Below are 19,102 nucleotides of genomic sequence, written 5' to 3' on the forward strand. Positions count from 1 at the left end.
TTCAAGCCTCCAGATTGTAAGTTGCGGCGAAAACAGGGGCGTCCGCGTTCAGTTCATCGTTCCCACGCCAGCGCAGCGCCTTGCCGGTTTGTGGATCGATAACAACCAGCATGACCCAGCTATTGCCGAACAAACGCCCTACAATATCGTTCGATTCCACCACACGTTGGACCCGGTCGAAAGGTGCAAGGACGATCGTCAGCAACCGTTGGGGGACGTGGAAGGGCACGCCATCGTCGGTGAACAGCGACTGCCGCGGGAGACCCACCCTCAGGTCGCCGCCGTTGCCCTGTAAAACGCCGATACCGCCGACGACATTCTGGGTGACCTTGTCGCCCGAGCCGTAGCGATCGTTGTCGATGGTAGAGAACAGATACTGACAGTTAATCCATTGAGCGACGACCATAGGCGCGGTCAGGATCGTGGTCAGAGCGGTGCCATCAGTGTCGCTCTGCCAGTCGTAGCTGTGCAAGAACGCCCGTCCCTCAAGGTCGATCTCTCGAGTCAGCGCGCGCGGCCCGACGATGAAAGCCGCATTGCCAGCCAGACCCCATTCCGGCCGGACTTCGCCCCAGTGCATGGCGCCTATCAGCAGATCATTGGCGGTCCGTCCGAGCAGTGCTGCGCGCCGCTCCCGATTGTCTGTCCCCGCCTTGGCGAGACTTTCCACTAACGAGTTTACATCATCCTGATGACTTTCCGGTATACAGCGCCTATCAAATATAAAGACCTGGTCAGTCGTTGTATTGTGTTCGGCGGCAACGAACCAGGTCGTTTCAGGGATCGCTGTGCCTTTTTCCGCCAACCCGGCCCGAACTTCCGGATCATTCAAGATGAGGGCGAGGATCCGCGCGTTGTAGCCACCAGCGTGACCGCCGCATGCTCCGCAGTCCAGCGACGCCGCATATGGATTGTTGACCGCACTGCCACCGTGGCCGACCAGCGCAACGAGGCGGGCCGTCCTCTCTGATAGGCCCGTCAACTTGAACATAGCCAACGCAAAGCCGACTTTCTCCTCGCGGGTGAATGTCGGCTGCGAGGCATAATCCTTATGTTGTCCGAGATTTGGAGCCAAGGCTTCGCTACGGGATGGAGATACGGCGGTACTGACCCGCTTGACGAGTCCAGGAGCGAGTGTGCGTGCCGCCATCAGGAGGCCCGCCACGAGACCGGTTGCTTCAGCAGTCGCAAAGGCAGTTGCGGTACCCTGTTTCCCAACATCAAGCAGGGTAGACGCCCGCTTGACCTGTTCCTGACCCGCAGACAGTGCCGCAGCTTCCTTTTCCAGCCCAGGCGTAGGCGCTTCGGTCACATCATGCTGCGGCGAGAGCAGCACTGGTAAGAGCCGTTTGCGCCGCGTATCGCCAAACCGATGCAATGCGATGGGCAGACCGAAGAAGCCTGCATAACCAAATGTCTCGAAGCGACCCTGAGATTCGAGCGCCCGCCTGAAGGGCTCCGAACGTACATCGATGCAGAAGATTAACTGGGCTTCGGGCCTCTCGCATGGGGCAAGTTTGGTCGCGGCCGACTGGAGCTTGGGTACCAGGGTATTGCGGTATGTCCATTCCGCCGCAATCTGGAATATGCCGCCAAGCGCATCTTCGTTCATGCTGGCGATTTCAGAAAGCCGAGCTTTTCCGGCCTTATCGAGACCGGCCAAAATCTCGTCGGTCAGACCGAAATGTGCGACTAATTGCGCTGTGGTATCAGGTCCCTCCTTGGAGCCTCTAAGCTTAGTAACTGCGCCACTGCGATCGAGTAACAGCCACAATGCCAGCAGATCAGCCATGCTGGCAGGGCCTGTCTCGGAAATGTCGGGATCCGCGTTCTCGTTGCGCCAACGAATATGGCCTGACCAGCCGGGTAGGCGAGCTACAAGTTCTGCGAGCTTACCCTCCTCCTTGCCGGGTGGGATTCCCAGAGCAGCCAGGCCTTCAGCGATAGCTTCTAGGGGGTCACGCGGCACACTCAGCAGAAGTTTTTCTCCGAGCTCGCCTGACAGTGCCCGATATTCGGCATCATAGACGATGGCCGCCAGGGTCGCGCGATAGAGACCAAGCTCGCGGCGGGGCATCGGGAAGGTCGCCTGGCCCTGGTCAAAGAAAGCGGCGCACCATTTGGCGATGAAGGCGGCATCGGGAGTAAGAGCCGCGGGTGCCCTTTCTTCCTGCGCAACCGGCAGGTCCTGTAGCCGCGCCATCAGCAGGTCCAGCCGCGAGATATCGGGGCCGATCAACTCGAAGGCGGCGTTCAGGCCGCCCAGCTTTTGGATGGCCGCATCGCGCAGCACCCGTTCCTCAAGCTTGCCGATGCCCAGAAGTTTGCGCCATTGGGCGAGCGCCAGGTTTCGGCGAGCGCCGAACCGTTGCGCTGCCTGGCTGACCGCCTCGTCGAAGGGAAGATCCTCGAACCCGGCAAGCGGATTGACCGCAATCGCGCTTTCGAGAGGCCAGAGCGGGGGAACTGCGCGCGCGGCAAGGGCCACCAAGCCTGCCACTTCGGTCCGGCTCAAGATAGGTTCAACCGCATTGAGAAGGGCCATCCTGTTCATTTCTCTTCTCCGTTGCCGGTAGCGGGAAGCGCACCAGCATTGATGAGGTGAACATACAGTCGCATGGGAAGGCCGCGGCCGGTTGAAAAGCGCTGTTGCTGCCAGGTCCATGCACCGAGGAAGACAACCAGCAAGACCAGATGGACCCATTCCGGTACCAGCGGCGATGCATCCTTGTCGATCACCAAACCAGCGAGCAACACGCCGACGCTGTGGAATGCGATCAATGCGACGAGTAACAGCAGCAGCTTTGCGCGCACTTGAGCCTTGCCCTCAAGCGACGCAATCAGCGTCGTGAAGGCAGTCGCCATGGCGAGCAGTAGCGGCACGAGGCTGGCGTCCCCCTCGCCGAACGAGAGAATGCAAATTGCAACGCCGACAGTCCCAGTCGCAATGCCCAAGGTCATCCGGCCGGACAGCGGGGTTTCTCCTCGGCCGGTCTTCATGCCGATCATTGAGCCCGAGCCAAGGAATAGCCAGGCCTTGAACAGACCATGGGCGATGATGTGCCACAGGGCGGCGGCGTATGCACCCAAGCCGCAGCTCATGATCATGAAGCCCATCTGCGACACCGTGGAGCCAGCTAGAGATCGCTTCACATCAGGCCGCACCATCATGATGCCAATGCCGTAAATCGCGCCACAAAGGCCCACGACGACGGCAACCGTCCGGGCAAATGGCGCGGCCTCGAGCAACGGGGCGAAGCGGATCAGCAGGAAGCCACCGGCGTTCACCAGTCCCGCGTGCATGAGAGCGGAAACCGGTGTCGGGGCTGTCATTGACGAAAGCAGCCAGCCGACAAACGGGGGTTGAGCGCAACGGGTAGCAGCTGTCACGACCAACAGCAGCGCTACTACGGATTTCACAGAGGCTGGCAGCGTTACCGCGCTGGCAAGGACTCCGTCGAGCTGTAACGAGCCCGCATGCCAGCCAAGCAGCGCCAAGGCTGCCAGCAGCGCAGTGTCACCAAGAAAGAAGGTAGCGCGCGTGCGCCGGGCGGCGGCATGGGCTTCGGCCCAGCTCTTCGAGTGCCCAATGACTCCAGCGAGCAGCCAACCGCTAAAACACCAGGCCGCCCCCAGGACGAGTATATTGTTTGTGAACAGAAGAGTCAGCACAGAGGCAACCAGCGCGCTCAGCGTAAGGAAGAATCGTGCCGAACGGCTGTCCGACCGCATGTAGCGTAAGGAAAACGTGGCAATGATCGCCGCGACAAAGATCGTCAGCAGTCCGATCGTGAACGACAGGCCGAATTCCGAACGTAAAGAAGGCATCGCTATAACCCAGGCAGCGGCTGCTACGAGGCTGAACCAGAGTATGCTGACGACTGACAAGCTTTGCCTGCTGGATAATTGCACGCGCAAAAGCTGCATGGAGGCTCCCTTTCGGGCCACGCTATGACGCGTCATATATGTTTTCTGAAACGAGTTTCTGAAATGCCCATCATTGATAATTTAAATGATAAAAGCTAACCTCCATACATGCCTGCTACCAAAACATTTGATCTTGATCTGCTTCGCTGTTTCGTGACGATCGCGGAAACCGGAAGCTTCACCCGCGCCGGCGATCGATTGGGCCGGACGCAATCCACGATCAGCTTGCAGGTCAAACGTCTCGAAGGCCAGATCGGTCGTGCCGTATTTGCGCGCACACCCCGATCACTTAGCTTGACGCCGGAAGGGGAGCGCCTGCTCGGGCCTGCGCGGCAACTCCTTCGGCTCAATGATGCGGCAATTGCCGAACTATTCGAACCTGACATGACGGGACGAGTGCGGGTCGGCGTACCGGAGGATTTCGCCACTGTTCACTTGCCCGCGGTGCTCTCCGCCTTCGCTGAGGCTCACCCGCTGGTAGAACTGGAGGTGACATGCGATCTCACACTGAATCTGCTGGGCCGTTTCTATGAAGGGGCTTTCGATCTCGTCCTGGTGAAACGTGAGCCCTCCGCGCGACTGGAAGGCGTGCGTGTCTGGCGCGAACCACTGGTCTGGGCGGCGCGCGATCAGCTCGCAGCAGCTGGTCTGGGGACGGTTCCTTTGGTGGTATCGCCTGAGCCCTGCGTCTATCGAAAACGGGCAATCGACGCTCTGGAGGCAGTTGGCCGGAAATGGCGGGTAGCCTACACATCAACAAGCCTTTCTGGCAGCCAGTCCGCCGTTAACGCAGGTCTTGGGATCACCGTGCTGCCCCGAGAGATGGTCCCGTCGTACCTAATATCAATCACTGACGATCCAGATATGCCGTCGCTATATGATACGGAAATAGCGTTGATCGAAGCGCCAGGCCTGTCCGAGACCGCCCATCGTCTTGCTCAGCATATCGTTGCTGCGCTGGAACGGGCGAAGTGAAAAGGCAGGTGGTGTGCAACTTGGTCCGCCGGCTTAAGCGTAAGCGCTTGAGGTGACCCTCAACGGCGAAATCCTATCGTCCTGATGACGAACGGGATCGTAACGTTTACACGGGCCAGCCCAAAGACAAACTCCCGCAAGGTCGGAGTGGTAGGTGCGCCAGCCTCCTGCTCCTCCGTTCATCTACCAGGCTTGACGTCAACACGATCGTTGCCGGCTTCGGCGGATGAACGGGCCAGAGCCGCGGGTCCGCTTCCGCTCGCGCCTAATATGGCGGCAATCTGCTTTATTTGAAAATTGAGTGTACTGGCCGATATGTCGAGCTTTCTGGCGATCTGCTTGTTGCGCTCGCCGACCCGAACGAGGCCCAACACTTCGCGCTCCCGTCCCGTCAGCCGGCAGGATCGCGCAGAGGCACGGTCGGCAGCGTTGCTCGCCTCCGCGTTGACCCAGCGTCGCGCGTCGCGCTGCCCAGCTGGCCCAACTCTTGAAGCGGAACAAGCAACGGTTCGATAAGATGGAGCCAGTCGAATATGGGGCCGACGCGATCCGAACCCGGCGCCCCCTCGATCGTACCACTTAACAAGGTAACCGCGCGGCGACGCGCACCTCGCCGCCAGAGCGATGTGGACCCCAGCAGGTTACCGGTGAGCACAGCTATAGCGCGCTCGCCGTCCCCTGCGTCTTCAATCAAGTTCAATCGTCCGCCGAGCCTCGGCTAGATTCCCCATTCGCAAATGGAATTCCGCGGCCGCGGCGCGGCAAATCCCGTTCAAGCCGTGCCGACTCACGAGGATCGTTGGATGGCGCATCGCAGCAGCCGACGATGCCTTCGGCAGCTTCGTAAGCACGAGCCGCTTTCCAATTCCGCCGCGCGTTAGCAGCAGCTTGAACGGATGGAGCAAGCGCTGCGACGCCGTCGACTGCCGCTCCGTGGTGACAAGGCGTACCCGGTTCGCGGAGCCATAGTTTTGATCGGAAGGGCAGGCCCTGCAAAATCCGTGAAGCATTTTCTGCCATTGACAGCGGTACCGGTGCTCCCCACTATTGATATGCGGGCCGGGCCCCTCTGGCGAGACAAGTCTCGTGATGTCGGACCGCATCGGATGATCCGATGCTCGAGGCCCCGCACAACGCGCTCCCGAAGCACGGATCCTCCGGTGACCAATGGTCCACAAGAGGAGACATTCGAATGCACCTGCGCCTGTACCGCCTGATCGAAATGCATCAGCGAATCGACGAGCTACTTCGCTTCGCACAGCAACGCGTCGACAGCCACGAGGTTGCCCGGCTTTACAGCCTGAAACTGAAGGCAAGGCAAGTGATCCACCGTGTCACCATGCGTGCCGCGATCTCGTGCGCATAGCTGGCCTTGCCGGACAGAGGACTTACCAATATGATGAAGAAGACCATTCTCCCCGCCATTACGGCGCTAGCGCTCGCCGCGTGCAGCAATGCCAGCGAACAGGCTGCAGAGCGAAGCGCTGAAGCTACGACCGCAGTCAATACAACCGCCGTCGCGGAAGCCGTTGTTTCCGCGGTGGACCTTGAAGCGGCCAAAAACATGGCAGAAGGGGCCGCAAGGAACGCGCTACGCGAAGCGCTGCACGCCAGCGAGATTGCAGCTGCCACAGCGATTGTCGATGAGGAGGCGCTCATCGATGGCCTTGGTAAAGCCATCGACAGCCAAGCCATCGACCAAACGGTGGAGGGCGCTGTCGATGGCATGCGGGGCAAGCTCATTTCCGAACCCGCGGAATAAGGCGAAGTAAAACGCTGCGGCACTGCGCCGCCTATGCCTGGCAAACGAAAGCGAGAGGACAACGATGACCATCAAGACGGTGCTACTGCACGCCGCTTCCGAAACTCTGGACCCGGACCGCAGCGCCGGTGCCTACGCGCTCGGTCTAGCCGGCGCCTTTGAAGCGCATCTCGAGGCCCTGGTCCTCGAGCTCGACGTGATAACGCCCAAGGGTGCCTACGGCCACAATATCGCCGCCGAAGAGCGCTCCCGGATCCGGAGCCGCAACGAGGAGGTGGGCGTGGCCGCCGAAGCCTTGCGAATGGCGGCGCAGAAACAGGGCGTCAAAGCATGCGTCATTACCGATCGATCGCACGTCCATAGCACTCCGGAGATTGCGACCGATCACGCGCGCCTCGCCGACATCGCGGTCGCCGGGGTCTGCGATGAGGGACTGCTTAGCGAGCGCATGGTGGCGGAGGCGTTGATCTTCCAGTCGGGCAGACCGGTGATCATCATTCCTGTCAAAAACGAGACCGGCTTCCGCGCCGAGCGCATCGTTATAGCCTGGGATTTCAGCAAGGTCGCCGCCCGCGCGCTATCAGATGCGCTGCCGCTTCTTCGGCGCGCTTCCGAGGTGACCCTCGTCTCCTTCGGCGACGACAAGGATTTCGCCTCGAGCCTGTCGCCAGAAGACGTGATCGCCGCGCTTCGCCGCCGGGACGTAGAGGCGACTTTTCGGCAGATGGAACGGGGTAATCGCGACATTGGCGAAGCGATTAATGCTGTTTCCGCCGAAAGTCGGGCTGATCTTCTGGTGATGGGCGGGTTCGGTCATTCCAGGTTCCGCGACTTCGTGCTCGGCGGCGCGACCCGGACCATTCTGACAGAGCCCCGATTGCCCACCCTGATCTCTCACTGATGCGGTCCGGCCGTTAAGACAAAACGGTTCCATCGTCGCCGCTACGCCGGTTTTTCTGTTCCCAAATAGTCGAGACGAGAGATCCAATGGAGTTTCTGTTTACGGATTGGTTAGGGACGCCCGCCTGGTTCTGGCTGTCCTTCCTCTTCCTCGTCATCACGCTGACGGCGTTCGATCTGGGCGTGCTTCATAAAGAAGACCGCGAGATGGGCATCGGCGAGAGTCTGAAGCTTTCCGCGTTCTACATCGGCATCGCGCTGCTGTTCGGAGCGTGGGTCTGGTACGCGCGCGGGCCCGAGCCCGGGATGCAATATTACACGGGCTTCTTCATCGAAAAGGCGCTGTCGATCGACAACGTCTTCGTCATCAGCCTGATCTTCACCTATTTCGCGATCCCGCCCAAATATCAGTACCGGGCGCTCCTGTGGGGCATCATCGCCGTGATCGTGCTGCGCGGCCTGATGATCGCGGGCGGCGCGGCGCTGGTGAACGAGGCCTATTGGGTGCTCTACCTGTTCGCGGCCTTCCTGATCTTCACCGGCATCAAGATGTTCTTCGCCGGTGACGAGCCCATGGATGTCGCCAACAATCCGGCGGTGAAATTCATTTCACGCCATATGCGCGTGACACCGGAACTGCACGATCAGCATTTCTTCGTGAAAGTGCCCGACGCCCGTACCGGGAAGGTGGTGACGGCAGCAACGCCTCTGTTTCTGGCACTCGTCGTCATCAATCTTGCCGACCTGGTGTTCGCGGTCGACAGCGTGCCGGCGATCTTCGCGATCACGACCGACACCTTCATCGTTTATACGTCGAACATCATGGCCATCCTCGGCCTGCGGGCCCTCTACTTCGCGCTCGCCGCAATGGTGCATCGCTTCCATTATCTGAAATACGCGCTGGCGGCCGTTCTCATCTTCATAGGGGCGAAAATCTTCGTCGCGGACTTCCTGCTCGGCGGTGACAAGTTTCCGCCCCTGCTCAGCCTCGGTGTCACCTTTGCGCTGATTGCAGTAGGAATATTCTATTCGTTGTGGAAGACGCGGTGAGAGCTGGCGCACGACTGCCGGTGCCAAATGGCGACATGCGATCCTGTGCAACAAACTTCGCGCGTCTGGTCGATCTCTACCGCTCTTGAAAGCACGAACGTCTGCATATGAAAATACGCATGCTGCGTTGACAATCTTCAATGCTGAGGGGGCTCGGGCGTTCGAGCGTCCGAAAACCCTAGCCCGGGGCGTGCACCTGCTCCCGGGCAAGCGTATCAACCACGCGCTGTGCTGTGGCGACACCCGATTGCCAGGCCCCTTCAATTGCCGGCGCGACGGTCCAGTCACCGCAGGCGCCGAGCCTCAGCCTGGGGTTCCACAGCACTTTGCCGCTCTGCCCGTAGGGCAGGCCGAAGCGCCAGCGATGGGCTCTGAGGAAGCTCGGCGTAGGCAAGTCTGCTCGGGCTTCTGCCGCGAACGCGCCAAGCAGGAGCGGGGCCACCACCGTCGGGTTCCGTTCGAGGTGAGCGCGCGACCATGCGGCGCTGGCATGGATCACCCAGCATTCGGTTGGTGCGCGGCCAGGCTTGGAATTGTTGCGAGAGGCCCACGCAATCGGGCCGCGATCACGGAGATAGTGCGGCAGGCCACCCAACGGCTCGGCAAAAGCGGTCATCACGGTCCAGCACGGTGCGGACCGGGTAGCAGTGGTCTCGCGCGCCATATCGAGATCATGGAGCGAAACGAGCGTTGCGGCCTGTTCGGATGGCACCGCAATTATCAATGCAGCGAAGGGGCCATCGCACAGATCCGGGCCTGAGACGTGCCAGCCAAGACAATCGGCTTCGATCCGCTGGACCTCAGCGCCGAGACGTACGTCATGCTCCTGACACAGCGCCGCAACGAAGTCGCCCATGCTTGGCATACCGACAAGTGCGCCATCTGGGCCTCCGGTCCAGGGCGCGACCAGATGGCGATCATGCCAGCGTTTCACTTCGGCGGCAAAGGCTGCGCCGCTTACCTTGAAATATTGAGCGCCGAAGTCCCATTCCAGTCCGCCAATGCAGAGGCTGGATAGTCGTCCGCCGGGCCGCCGCCCCTTGTCGAACAGGGTGGCCACGATCCCATTATCCTTAAGGCGAGCGGCGCAAGCCAGGCCCGCGATTCCCGCGCCGACGATCCCAATCCGCATTATCCGACAGTCCAGCTCAGCAGTGACCCATGAGCGAGAGAACTTCCTTGCGACGGCCTGGATCATCCCGAAAACAGCCAAGCACCTTGCTGGTCACCATGTCTACTCCTGGGGTCCGCACACCGCGCCCAGTCATGCAGCCGTGGGTGGCCTTGACCACGACAATGACGCCTTGGGGGCGCAGGTTGTCCCAGATGCACTGCGCGATCTCGGCGGTCAGACGCTCCTGGATTTGCAACCGTCGTGCATAGCCGTGAAGGACGCGGGCCAGCTTGGAAATGCCCACGACCCGGTCCGTCGGGAGATAGGCAATCGAGGCTGTGCCCACAATCGGGGCGAGGTGATGTTCACAATGCGAATGGAAAACAATGTCACGCAGCAGTACGATTTCGTCGTAGCCCGCCACCTCTCCGAAGGTTCGTTGCAGGTGAACCGCCGGATCCTCCTCGTATCCGGCACAATATTCCCTCCACGCCCGGCCAACACGGACGGGCGTATCGAGCAGGCCTTCGCGTGTCGGATCATCACCCGCCCAGCGAAGCAGAGTGCGTATCGCTTCCTGAACGTCGTGCGGCACTGGAAGATGGCCGGGTTCGTGCTGGAGCTCAGGCACGAACTGGGGGGCGATCACGTTCATCGTGGATCCTGCTCAAATAGGGTTTGCCGGTCGCCAGGGGGGGGCGTCTGGCAACCGGCGCTATCCAACTAGGCTTTTCGTTCGCCATCTGCGATATGGCCTTAAGTGTAGCGAAGACGTTCCACAGGATGACGATGGACCCAAAAGAGTTGATCTCGAACAGCAAGGTCGCTGCGGTGGTCAGCGACCCGCGCCAGATGGACAATCCGATCGTGGCCTGCAACCAGGCCTTCGTCGATCTGACTGGCTATTCGCGAGAGGAGATCATCGGCCGCAATTGCCGATTCCTGCGGGGTGTGCGGACCGAGCCGGAACAGACAACCATGCTGCGCGAAGCTGTGGCGGAATGCCGCCCGGTGATGGTCGAACTGATCAACTACAGGAAGGACGGCACCGCATTCCGCAATGCCGTCATGATCGCTCCGCTGTTTGATGCAAATGGAGACCTCACCTATTTCCTTGGATCGCAAATGGCGATCGACGACAGCGGTGCCAGCCGCCACGAACAGGCGCGTGCGCTCGTCAAAAGCCTTAGCCGGCGGCAGCGTCAGATTCTCGAGGCGCTGGCCAAGGGGCGCCTCAACAAGCAGATTGCCTACGAACTCGACCTGACCGAACGAACGATCAAGCTGCACCGTGCCGCCATGCTCCGCGGGCTTGGCGTGCGCACCGTAGCCGAAGCAATACGGATTGCGATCGAAGCCGGGATGTAAATGCGCGCAGATGATGAGAGGGTGAGGCCTGTCAGTACCCCTCCATCAATGCATCCGATTGACGGCAAAGCGCGCCAGCTCGCGCAGCGGGCTGGCTTTTGGACCGAACCCGTCCAGTGCCTGATGACAGGCGCTTTCCAGTAGACTAGCCTGGGCTGCGGCCCCCTCGAGTCCCAGAAGCGTAGTCGCACTTTTGCGACCGGCTCTCGCATCCTTGCCGACGGCCTTACCGACGACCGCGGCGTCGCCGATGCTGTCGAGCATGTCGTCGCGAATCTGGAATACCAGTCCGAGATTGTCGGCAAAGGCGATCAGGCGGTTGCGGTCCTCGGCGCTGCATTGGCCGAGTAACGATCCTGCCTCCACCGCGTAGCGGATCAGCGCACCGGTCTTTCGGCTTTCGCATTCGAAGATGTCGTCGGGGCGGGGCCGCGCCGAGGGATATAGGTCCATCATTTGACCGCCGGCCAGCCCGTCCTGGCCGATCGAACGGGCCATTGAGAGGACCAGTTGCGCGCGTACCGCCGGATCAGGATGGGTGGCTTCCTCGGCCAGGATTTCGAACGCAAGCGCAAGCAGGGCGTCCCCGGCGAGAACGGCGGTCGCTTCATCAAATTTGCGATGCAGGGTCGGGCGGCCGCGACGCCGATCATCGTCGTCCATGCAGGGCAGATCGTCATGCACCAGCGATTGTGCGTGAACGCATTCGATTGCCGCGCCGACGCGCAGCGCCTGGTCATAGGCGCCGCCAACCAGATCGCTGACCGCCGTTACCAGCAGTGCACGAAACCGCTTACCTCCGCCGATTGTGGCATAGCGCATCGCTTCGGCGAGACGCCGATCACGCCCGCGGGTATGGCCGATCGCAGCTTCAAGCGTGGTATCGATATCCTTGCGTAGCCGTGACAGCCGGTCTTTCAATGACCCTCCCGGGCTTCTAAGGCCGAGCGGCTCCAGTGAGACCGGGCGGAAGCGGACGCGTTCGATGGCGCCAGGGGATTCGGTAATGGTGCAATCCAGTTCGCGCAGCGCTTCGCAAATCTCTGCAACCACGCTGTCGGGGGTAGATGCGGCCGCAGTCAGGCCGATGCGTTTCGCTCGCAGCACGGCGCCTCGCGGAAGATCCGCTCCGCCGCCGATCAGGCGCGCGTCCGCGCATCCCGCAGCACTCGCCACTTCCACAAGACGCCGGGCGTTCGAAGACATCGTGTCGCCGGCCACCAGCACCAGGTCGCATTGCGCGGCAATCGCCGAAATCGCATCCTGCCGATTGCTGGTCGCATAACAGATGTCACTGGAGCGTGGCGCGGCGACATCGCGAAACCGTGCCTTGATCGCGGCAATCATCTCTGCGGCATCGCGCTGGGAAAAGGTGGTCTGCACTGCGTAGGCCAGCGCCATGTTCGGCGCGAGATCCAGTCTCTCGAGATCCCCGGGCCTGCAAACCACGGAAACCGCGCCTGCAGGTAGCTGCCCGAGCGTCCCGACAACTTCGGGATGCCCGATATGTCCTATCAGCAGGACGTGGCGACCGGCCCGGTACCATCCCTCAATCTCGGCGTGAACCTTGGTAACGAGGGGGCAGACGGCGTCGATCATTCGCAGCGCGCGAGCTTGCGCTGCACGCACGACCGAGCGGGCGCTGCCATGGGCGGAGAGAATCGCGACGGCGCCGCTCGGAATCTCGTCAATCTCCTGCACAAACACTGCGCCGAGACGTTCCAGGCGTTCCACAACAGTGCGGTTGTGCACGATCGCACGCCTCACGTAGACCGGCGCCCCGTGATGCTCCAGCGCCCGCTCGACGGCCTCGATCGCCCGCTGTACCCCGGCGCAAAAGCCGCGAGGGTTCGCCAACAAGACCTGACGCGGGGACACTTCAGGGGGGCACACGTCCGGGGTCGGGGTCAAGCTGGGCACCATAGCGTTGCTTTCCCGAAGCACTCTGCAACACATCAAGGTATTGCGGTATCCTCCCCTTGGGACAGGTTGCTTGAGGCCAAGCCCGGCTTAGGCACCTCGCATGGTTTCTCCTCCCTCAGCGATCGTTATTGGTTCTGGTTTCGGCGGCCTCGCCCTTGCGATCCGGCTGCAGAGCGCCGGCATTGCAACAACCATTGTCGAGGCGCGCGACCGCCCCGGCGGGCGCGCCTACGTGTGGAAACGCGGCGATTATACATTCGACGCCGGTCCGACGGTGATTACCGATCCTGCCTGCCTGGAGGAACTATGGGCGCTGTCGGGCGGCTGCCTTGGCGATGATGTCACGCTACTTCCGGTCTCTCCATTCTATCGCCTGATCTGGAACGACGGGACGCGGTTCGACTATTCCAATGTCGATGCCGAACTCGATCGCCAGATCGCTCGGCTGAGCCCGGCGGACGTCGCTGGATATGCCCGCTTCCTGGAATATTCCAGGAGTGTGTACGAAGAAGGCTATCTCAAGCTCGGCACGGTGCCGTTTCTTGATTTCACGTCCATGCTGAAAGCCGCGCCGGCGCTGGTACGGCACGGCGCCTGGCGCTCGGTCTATTCGGTCGTCTCCAGCTTTGTGCAAAACGAAAAGCTGCGCCAGGCCCTGTCCTTTCACACGCTGCTGGTCGGCGGCAATCCGATGCAAACCAGCAGCATCTATGCCCTGATTCACCAGTTGGAAAAGCAGGGTGGCGTGTGGTTCGCCAAGGGCGGGACCAATGCCCTCGTCAGCGGGATGGTCGCGCTGTTCGAGCGGCTGGGCGGCGCTTTGTTGCTTGGCGAAAAGGTTGCCCGCATCACGCATAGGGGCAAGCAAGTGACGGGAGTGGAGACGGCATCGGGAAAGGTGCTGAAGTCCGAAATGGTCGCAAGCAATGGCGATCTGGTCCACAGCTACGGTTTGATCGAGGGCTCGCGTTACGCAGCCGGCAAGGTCCGTTCGCTCAGGCGCAAGCGGTTTTCGCCCAGCCTGTTCGTGGTCCACTTCGGTCTCGACGGCTCGTTCCCCGGGATTGCGCACCACTCGATCCTGTTTTCCGATCGCTATGGCTCGCTGCTCAAGGACATCTACAAGCACGGAAAGCTGGCGGAAGACCCATCGATTTACCTGCATCATCCCAGCGCGACGGATCCGGATATGGCCCCTGCCGGAAAGTCCACATTCTATGCGCTGGCGCCCGTACCCCACATGGGCCGCGCACCGGTGGATTGGGCGGTTGAAGGTCAGCGCTATTGCGATGTCGTGCTAGGCCGGATCTGCGACCTGCTGATCCCCGATCTCTACGAGCGGCTGGAGACCTGCTTTCACTATACCCCGCAGGATTTCCATGACGATCTCGGCGCACACCTCGGTAGCGCCTTCAGCCTCGAGCCCGTGTTGACCCAGAGTGCATGGCTACGCGGTCACAACCGCGACGATCATTTTTCCAACCTTTACTTTGTTGGCGCAGGGACCCACCCTGGTGCGGGTATTCCAGGCGTTGTCGGCAGCGCAAAGGCTACTGCGAGTTTGATGGTATAAGCCGGGACATGTCGCGTTCAGTGGCGATCTTGCAGGCATCATCGATCTCGCGAAAGAGGACGCTCTCTCCCGACGCACTCACGCTCGAAACACTGAACCGGTTTTGTATTAACGCGATGCGGAGACAAGTTTAACCTGCTTCTTATAAAATGAGGCGTTCGTGGCCAAGAATGTCAGGAAAGGTCGCTTCCAGGCGATGGTCTCTGCCCTGACGATGTTCGCGCTTGGCGAAATGCAGGCTCGCTATGCCTACGTCGATCTTGCCGAGATGGTACGCGCGCGTTTTACCGATCCGCAGAAAACACTGCGCGAACTGTTCGGCCGGCTGGTTTTTAATGTGCTGACGGGCAACACCGATGATCATGCCCGTCAACCATGCGGCATTTTTGGGATGGTACCCATCTCACGCTTACGACATATGCCCGCAACCGCGTAGCGGGTGGGAGGCCAATCAGGCGATGGCGGTGCATGGGGAGGACAAGCGCAGCCTTTTCGAAAGCTGCCGCCTGTCTGCATCGAACTTTCTGCTGAGCGATCGCGATGTCCGTCATCTGATCAAAGACCGGGTCGGGATGATCACGCAGCTATGCGGCACGATTTGCGATGAAGCCGAATTGAGTAAGGTCGATCGGGGATAACTGTGGCGCCGCCAATCGGTTGTGGCCGGTGTGACCCACTCCCTGCTCGGAATGCCAAGACATTGTTCGATAAGCGAGGCTGTAGATTGCAGCGAACACAACACATTGTCGTCCCCGCCTACGTCAAGTGCCAAATGCGCGCCCGCCGATTGAGCGTTAGCCAGCGATCCTGCCAGAGATATCGAGCAGCACCAGTGGCGAAGGCGATTCAGCCGCGCGTGAACTCGATCGCCCCTTGCGGCAAGAGGTAGAGCACCAGAGCCTTTCCGCCGCTTACCGTCGGATGGTGCGCGGAGCCGGGGCCGTAAACTTTCCATCCCTTCACCACGCCGTCGAAGGCGGCCTTGTTGTCCAGGGGCATGACCAGGTCGATTTCGCCGTTCGGGTGGCTGTGGTGGGGGCCGACGACATCATCCATCTCGACGACATCGACCGAGAAGCCATGGGTCGGTTCGCCCGGCTTCACGGGCCGGCCGAACCGGATACCGCCTGCCTCGCGCGCACAGAGCCAACCTTCTGCGCATCCACGATGGCAGAGCGCCTCCATTGCGCTGAACCAGGGGCCATCCGGCGGGAACTCGGTGTTCAGCAGATCGGTGAGTGCAGGCTCGATCGGTCGCCCGTCGATCCGAGCGGTGACCTTGGCCACGAGCGTCACGAACTCGGCTGGCACGGCGGGTGCTGAGGTCGTCATATCAGGCGGCCTGGCGCAGCTGCGCCGCCCATTCCGCCGCCCAGGCACCGGCGACATCCTCTGCAAGCGTGCCCGACCCCGCATCATGCTGGACAAGTGGCGCAAAGCGCGATGCACCCTTCTCGGCAAAGAGCGCGTCCCACTTCCGCCCCGCTTCGCAGAAGGTCGCTGCATAGGTCCGGTCACCGAGGCCAAACACTGTGAAGCGGATGCCGGCGAGATTGTCGGCGGCCCCGAGAGCCTCAAACAGCGCCTGCCCGTTGTCCGGGATGTCGCCGTGGCCATAGGTCGATGAGACGATTACAACGAACTCGAACGCCCGCAGCGCATCAGTGCCGACCGAATCCATCAGCTGCATTTCCGACTCGATGCCGGCCGCGCCGAGCGCGGTGCTGATCTCCTCGGCACAAATTTCGGCCGTCCCCGTCATGGTAGCCACGAAAATTCCAACACGATGGCTCGACATGCATCTCGCTCCGAGAATAATGTTTCTCACTTGAGTACGGTATATGCAATATAAAGCAGATGGCCAAGCAGAAAAATATGGCGGCAGCTACATTGCCGAGCAATGAGGGGCCTGACTTTGCGGAGCTGGGGCGCCGTCTGCGGGCAGCGCGCGCGCGCGCCGGCATCACGCGGCGGCAGCTCGCCGTAGCCTCGGGAACCTCGGAGCGTTATCTGGCGCACCTTGAGTCGGGTACCGGCAACCCGTCGCTCAGCGTCCTGACCGCGCTTTCGGCGACACTCGACCTGGCCCCGGTCGAGTTGCTGCCGCAAGGTGGCGAGCGGAGCGGGCGTTATGAGGCGGTGATCGCCGCCGTGCGCCGACTGCCGCAGGACCGGCTTGAGGAGCTTCAGCAATGGCTGCACAAAGCCACTGCTATTGGTGAAAAGGCTCGACGGATCGCGCTTGTTGGCCTCCGCGGGGCCGGCAAGTCGTCGCTCGGGCAGGCACTTGCCGAGCGACTCGGCGTTCCCTTTCTTGAGATGTCGCGCGAGGTCGAGCGCGCCTATGGCGGAGAGATCGGGTTGCTGATCGAACTCGGCGGCCAGAGCGCTCTCCGCAGCTATGAGGAACAGGCTTGGGAGGCGATTCGCGTAGAGCATGGCGCGGCGGTTATCGCCATGCCCGGCGGTATCGTTGCCAACGGCCCACTCTATGACCGCGTGCTGGCGACCTCCCACAGCATCTGGCTCCAGGCGACGCCCAACGATCATATGGCCCGGGTGATGGCGCAGGGCGATTTCCGGCCAATGGCGAGCAATCGCCGCGCGATGGACGATCTGAAGACGATCCTTCAGGCACGATCATTGGAATATGCCCGCGCAGACATGAGTCTCGACACCTCGGCGCACGCCTTCGATGAGACGCTCGCCAACCTTGAGCAGATGGCCCGTCAGGTCGCCTGAGGCCCTGAACATGCAATATAGTACTTGCATGGAATGAGGGCGTGATATAGTGCATGTTCTCGAAAAGGAGCATGGATATGGCAACCCAACTTGCGCCCGTGGGCGAATCCGCTGCGCCGTTCGTCTACGATCGCGAGCCGGGTAAGTACCGGCACTGGGAGGTTTCGGTCGATGGCCGAATCGCGACAGTGGCCATGGCCGTGGATGCCGATGGCGGTATCGTTCCCGGCTACAAGCTCAAGCTGAACAGCTACGATCTGGGCGTCGACATGGAACTGCACGATATCGTGCAGCGCCTGCGGTTCGAGCACCCGGAGGTGGGCTGCGTCATCCTTACCTCCAGCAATGAGCGGATATTCTGCTCGGGCGCCAATATCTACATGCTGGGCCAGTCGAGCCATGCCTGGAAGGTGAACTTCTGCAAGTTCACCAACGAGACCCGTAACGGCTTTGAGGATTCGTCTGCGAGCGGCAGTCTCAAGTTCCTCGCGGCGGTCAACGGCGCCTGCGCCGGCGGTGGCTACGAGGTGGCACTCGCCTGCGACGAGATTCTGTTGGTTGACGACCGCTCATCGGCCGTATCGCTTCCCGAGGTGCCGCTTCTCGCGGTGCTTCCCGGCACTGGCGGGCTTACGCGTTTGGTCGACAAGCGCAAGGTGCGCCGTGACCTGGCCGACGTGTTCTGCACCTCCGAGGAAGGCGTGCGCGGTCGACGCGCAAAACAGTGGGGCCTAGTCGATGACATTGCGACGCCGGGACGCTGGGTTGACGCCGTGCGCACGCGTGCCGAGGCGCTCGCCGGCCAGTCGAAGCGGCCGACGACATCTACCGGCGGTGTGAAGCTGACGCCGCTCAAGCGCGTCATCGACGTCGAGGGTTATCATTATGAGCTGGTCGACGTGCGCTTCGACCGCGCGCGCGGCTTTGCGACAATCACTGTCTCCGCGCCTTTGGACAATGCTCCGCAGGGCGGCGAGGCGATGCGGGCGCGGGGCGCCGAGTTCTGGCCCCTCAAGATGGCGCGCGAGCTCGACGATGCGATCCTGATGCTGCGCACCAATGAGCCTGAACTCGGCCTCTGGGTTTTGGAGACCGAGGGCGATGGCGACAAGATGCTCGCCTATGACACCGCGATGGCGGCAGCCGCCGACCATTGGTTCGTGAACGAGACCGTGGGCATGATCCGCCGAACGTTCTCGCGCCTCGATGTCTCCTCGCGTTCGCTTTATGCGATCGTGAAGCCGGGCTCTGCCTTCGCCGGTACGCTTGCAGAGCTGCTGTTTGCTGCCGACCGCGGCTACATGCTCGAGCTGCTGTCGCGCCCCGACGAGGGTCTCGCCATCCGCCTCGGCGAAGCCAATTTCGGCCTCTACCCGATGTGTCACGGCCTTTCGCGTCTGGCGTCGCGTTTCCTCGGCACGCCTGAGCGTCTGGACGAGCTGCGTGAGCTGCTCGGGTCACCGATTCCGTCCGGCGAAGCCTATGACCTGGGGCTCGTCACCTTTGCGCCTGACGACATCGACTGGGACGAGGAGATCCGGATGGCGATTGACGAGCGTGCCGGCCTCTCGCCCGACGCGCTCACCGGCATGGAGGCGTCGCTGCGCTTTGCTGGACCCGAGACAGTCTGGTCGAAGGTCTTTGGGCGTCTCTCGGCCTGGCAGAACTGGATATTCATTCGTCCCAATGCGGTCGGCGAAAGTGGGGCGCTGAAGCTCTTCGGCACCGGCCGCCGCGCCGACTTCGACGCCAAACGCGTCTGACCTTC

General features: G+C 61.5%; 18 protein-coding genes. 11 read left to right on the top strand and 7 right to left on the bottom strand.

The genetic code is table 11. The features are described from left to right. Window position 1: 1 nt before the first annotated feature. Both AAC014_RS15110 and AAC014_RS15115 read right to left on the bottom strand, forming a co-directional pair. Window positions 2-2,554: a DUF2309 domain-containing protein gene (locus AAC014_RS15110; RefSeq protein WP_339710009.1), complete on the bottom strand. Its 2,553-nt coding sequence runs from the start codon at window positions 2,552-2,554 to the stop codon at window positions 2-4. After that, window positions 2,551-3,927, bottom strand: a complete 1,377-nt coding sequence (locus tag AAC014_RS15115; RefSeq protein ID WP_339710010.1) for a proton-conducting transporter membrane subunit — start codon at window positions 3,925-3,927, stop codon at window positions 2,551-2,553. Before AAC014_RS15115 ends, AAC014_RS15110 begins: the two co-directional genes overlap by 4 nt. A 108-nt stretch (window positions 3,928-4,035) precedes the next feature. Between AAC014_RS15115 and AAC014_RS15120 the strand changes: the two genes are divergently transcribed. The 5 genes from AAC014_RS15120 (at window position 4,036) to AAC014_RS15140 (ending at window position 8,614) form a co-directional block, all read left to right on the top strand. Further along, entirely contained in the window at window positions 4,036-4,902 is an 867-nt protein-coding gene (locus AAC014_RS15120) for a LysR substrate-binding domain-containing protein (protein ID WP_339710011.1), read from the top strand. Window positions 4,903-6,094: 1,192 nt separating this feature from the next. Then, window positions 6,095-6,268, top strand: a complete 174-nt coding sequence (locus tag AAC014_RS15125; protein ID WP_339710012.1) for a hypothetical protein — start codon at window positions 6,095-6,097, stop codon at window positions 6,266-6,268. Between the two features lie 30 nt (window positions 6,269-6,298). Then, window positions 6,299-6,664 carry a hypothetical protein gene (locus AAC014_RS15130; RefSeq protein ID WP_339710013.1) on the top strand — a complete coding sequence of 122 codons (366 nt, stop codon included), beginning with the start codon at window positions 6,299-6,301 and terminating at the stop codon, window positions 6,662-6,664. Between the two features lie 64 nt (window positions 6,665-6,728). Further along, complete coding sequence (locus tag AAC014_RS15135) at window positions 6,729-7,565, top strand: universal stress protein (protein WP_339710014.1); 837 nt, start codon at window positions 6,729-6,731, stop codon at window positions 7,563-7,565. 86 nt (window positions 7,566-7,651) lie between these two features. Next, a complete protein-coding gene (locus AAC014_RS15140) occupies window positions 7,652-8,614 on the top strand; it encodes a TerC family protein (protein ID WP_339710015.1) in 963 nt (320 codons plus the stop codon). A gap of 178 nt (window positions 8,615-8,792) precedes the next feature. On the opposite strand, the gene AAC014_RS15145 is transcribed toward AAC014_RS15140, so the two are convergent. Beyond that, a complete protein-coding gene (locus AAC014_RS15145) occupies window positions 8,793-9,812 on the bottom strand; it encodes an FAD-dependent oxidoreductase (protein ID WP_339710016.1) in 1,020 nt (339 codons plus the stop codon). Continuing rightward, window positions 9,763-10,383: a GTP cyclohydrolase I FolE gene (folE, locus tag AAC014_RS15150; RefSeq protein WP_339710017.1), complete on the bottom strand. Its 621-nt coding sequence runs from the start codon at window positions 10,381-10,383 to the stop codon at window positions 9,763-9,765. Before folE ends, AAC014_RS15145 begins: the two co-directional genes overlap by 50 nt. A gap of 134 nt (window positions 10,384-10,517) precedes the next feature. On the opposite strand from folE, the gene AAC014_RS15155 reads away from it, so the two are divergent. After that, a complete protein-coding gene (locus tag AAC014_RS15155) occupies window positions 10,518-11,096 on the top strand; it encodes a PAS domain-containing protein (RefSeq protein WP_339710050.1) in 579 nt (192 codons plus the stop codon). A gap of 45 nt (window positions 11,097-11,141) precedes the next feature. Here AAC014_RS15155 and ispH read toward each other — a convergent pair whose 3' ends face one another. Continuing rightward, on the bottom strand, window positions 11,142-13,052 hold the full coding sequence (gene ispH / locus AAC014_RS15160) for a 4-hydroxy-3-methylbut-2-enyl diphosphate reductase (protein ID WP_339710052.1): 1,911 nt from the start codon (window positions 13,050-13,052) through the stop codon (window positions 11,142-11,144). 67 nt (window positions 13,053-13,119) lie between these two features. Here ispH and AAC014_RS15165 point away from each other — a divergent pair, with 67 nt between their 5' ends. The 3 genes from AAC014_RS15165 to AAC014_RS15175 all read left to right on the top strand — a co-directional run bounded on the left by AAC014_RS15165 (window position 13,120) and on the right by AAC014_RS15175 (window position 15,230). After that, on the top strand, window positions 13,120-14,592 hold the full coding sequence (locus tag AAC014_RS15165) for a phytoene desaturase (protein WP_339710018.1): 1,473 nt from the start codon (window positions 13,120-13,122) through the stop codon (window positions 14,590-14,592). A 160-nt stretch (window positions 14,593-14,752) separates the two neighbouring features. After that, window positions 14,753-15,028: a HipA domain-containing protein gene (locus AAC014_RS15170; protein WP_339710019.1), complete on the top strand. Its 276-nt coding sequence runs from the start codon at window positions 14,753-14,755 to the stop codon at window positions 15,026-15,028. A gap of 22 nt (window positions 15,029-15,050) precedes the next feature. Next, window positions 15,051-15,230 (top strand): hypothetical protein, encoded by a 180-nt coding sequence (locus AAC014_RS15175; RefSeq protein ID WP_339710020.1) that lies wholly within the window; start codon window positions 15,051-15,053, stop codon window positions 15,228-15,230. Window positions 15,231-15,438: 208 nt separating this feature from the next. On the opposite strand, the gene AAC014_RS15180 is transcribed toward AAC014_RS15175, so the two are convergent. Both AAC014_RS15180 and AAC014_RS15185 read right to left on the bottom strand, forming a co-directional pair. After that, window positions 15,439-15,924: a DUF4863 family protein gene (locus AAC014_RS15180; protein ID WP_339710021.1), complete on the bottom strand. Its 486-nt coding sequence runs from the start codon at window positions 15,922-15,924 to the stop codon at window positions 15,439-15,441. A 1-nt stretch (window position 15,925) separates the two neighbouring features. Continuing rightward, entirely contained in the window at window positions 15,926-16,363 is a 438-nt protein-coding gene (locus AAC014_RS15185) for a flavodoxin family protein (protein ID WP_339710022.1), read from the bottom strand. An 86-nt stretch (window positions 16,364-16,449) separates the two neighbouring features. On the opposite strand from AAC014_RS15185, the gene AAC014_RS15190 reads away from it, so the two are divergent. Together AAC014_RS15190 and boxC are read left to right on the top strand one after the other, a co-directional pair. After that, complete coding sequence (locus AAC014_RS15190) at window positions 16,450-17,334, top strand: shikimate kinase (protein WP_339710023.1); 885 nt, start codon at window positions 16,450-16,452, stop codon at window positions 17,332-17,334. 77 nt (window positions 17,335-17,411) lie between these two features. Beyond that, window positions 17,412-19,097 carry a 2,3-epoxybenzoyl-CoA dihydrolase gene (gene boxC / locus AAC014_RS15195; RefSeq protein ID WP_339710024.1) on the top strand — a complete coding sequence of 562 codons (1,686 nt, stop codon included), beginning with the start codon at window positions 17,412-17,414 and terminating at the stop codon, window positions 19,095-19,097. Window positions 19,098-19,102 lie beyond the last annotated feature (5 nt).

Origin of the sequence: uncultured Sphingosinicella sp., assembly GCF_963974575.1 — a bacterium.
GTDB lineage: Bacteria > Pseudomonadota > Alphaproteobacteria > Sphingomonadales > Sphingomonadaceae > Sphingosinicella.

Excerpts from the sequence above, each read along its gene's own strand:
- AAC014_RS15125 (WP_339710012.1), top strand. The coding sequence starts at position 6,095 with ATGCACCTGCGCCTGTACCGCCTGATCGAAATGCATCAGCGAATCGAC.
- AAC014_RS15135 (WP_339710014.1), top strand. The coding sequence starts at position 6,729 with ATGACCATCAAGACGGTGCTACTGCACGCCGCTTCCGAAACTCTGGAC.
- AAC014_RS15115 (WP_339710010.1), bottom strand. The coding sequence starts at position 3,927 with ATGCAGCTTTTGCGCGTGCAATTATCCAGCAGGCAAAGCTTGTCAGTC.
- AAC014_RS15155 (WP_339710050.1), top strand. The coding sequence starts at position 10,518 with ATGGACCCAAAAGAGTTGATCTCGAACAGCAAGGTCGCTGCGGTGGTC.
- boxC (WP_339710024.1), top strand. The coding sequence starts at position 17,412 with ATGGCAACCCAACTTGCGCCCGTGGGCGAATCCGCTGCGCCGTTCGTC.
- ispH (WP_339710052.1), bottom strand. The coding sequence starts at position 13,052 with ATGTGTTGCAGAGTGCTTCGGGAAAGCAACGCTATGGTGCCCAGCTTG.
- AAC014_RS15110 (WP_339710009.1), bottom strand. The coding sequence starts at position 2,554 with ATGAACAGGATGGCCCTTCTCAATGCGGTTGAACCTATCTTGAGCCGG.
- AAC014_RS15145 (WP_339710016.1), bottom strand. The coding sequence starts at position 9,812 with ATGATCCAGGCCGTCGCAAGGAAGTTCTCTCGCTCATGGGTCACTGCT.
- AAC014_RS15130 (WP_339710013.1), top strand. The coding sequence starts at position 6,299 with ATGATGAAGAAGACCATTCTCCCCGCCATTACGGCGCTAGCGCTCGCC.
- folE (WP_339710017.1), bottom strand. The coding sequence starts at position 10,383 with ATGAACGTGATCGCCCCCCAGTTCGTGCCTGAGCTCCAGCACGAACCC.
- AAC014_RS15180 (WP_339710021.1), bottom strand. The coding sequence starts at position 15,924 with ATGACGACCTCAGCACCCGCCGTGCCAGCCGAGTTCGTGACGCTCGTG.
- AAC014_RS15120 (WP_339710011.1), top strand. The coding sequence starts at position 4,036 with ATGCCTGCTACCAAAACATTTGATCTTGATCTGCTTCGCTGTTTCGTG.
- AAC014_RS15190 (WP_339710023.1), top strand. The coding sequence starts at position 16,450 with ATGGCCAAGCAGAAAAATATGGCGGCAGCTACATTGCCGAGCAATGAG.
- AAC014_RS15165 (WP_339710018.1), top strand. The coding sequence starts at position 13,120 with ATGGTTTCTCCTCCCTCAGCGATCGTTATTGGTTCTGGTTTCGGCGGC.
- AAC014_RS15175 (WP_339710020.1), top strand. The coding sequence starts at position 15,051 with ATGGCGGTGCATGGGGAGGACAAGCGCAGCCTTTTCGAAAGCTGCCGC.
- AAC014_RS15140 (WP_339710015.1), top strand. The coding sequence starts at position 7,652 with ATGGAGTTTCTGTTTACGGATTGGTTAGGGACGCCCGCCTGGTTCTGG.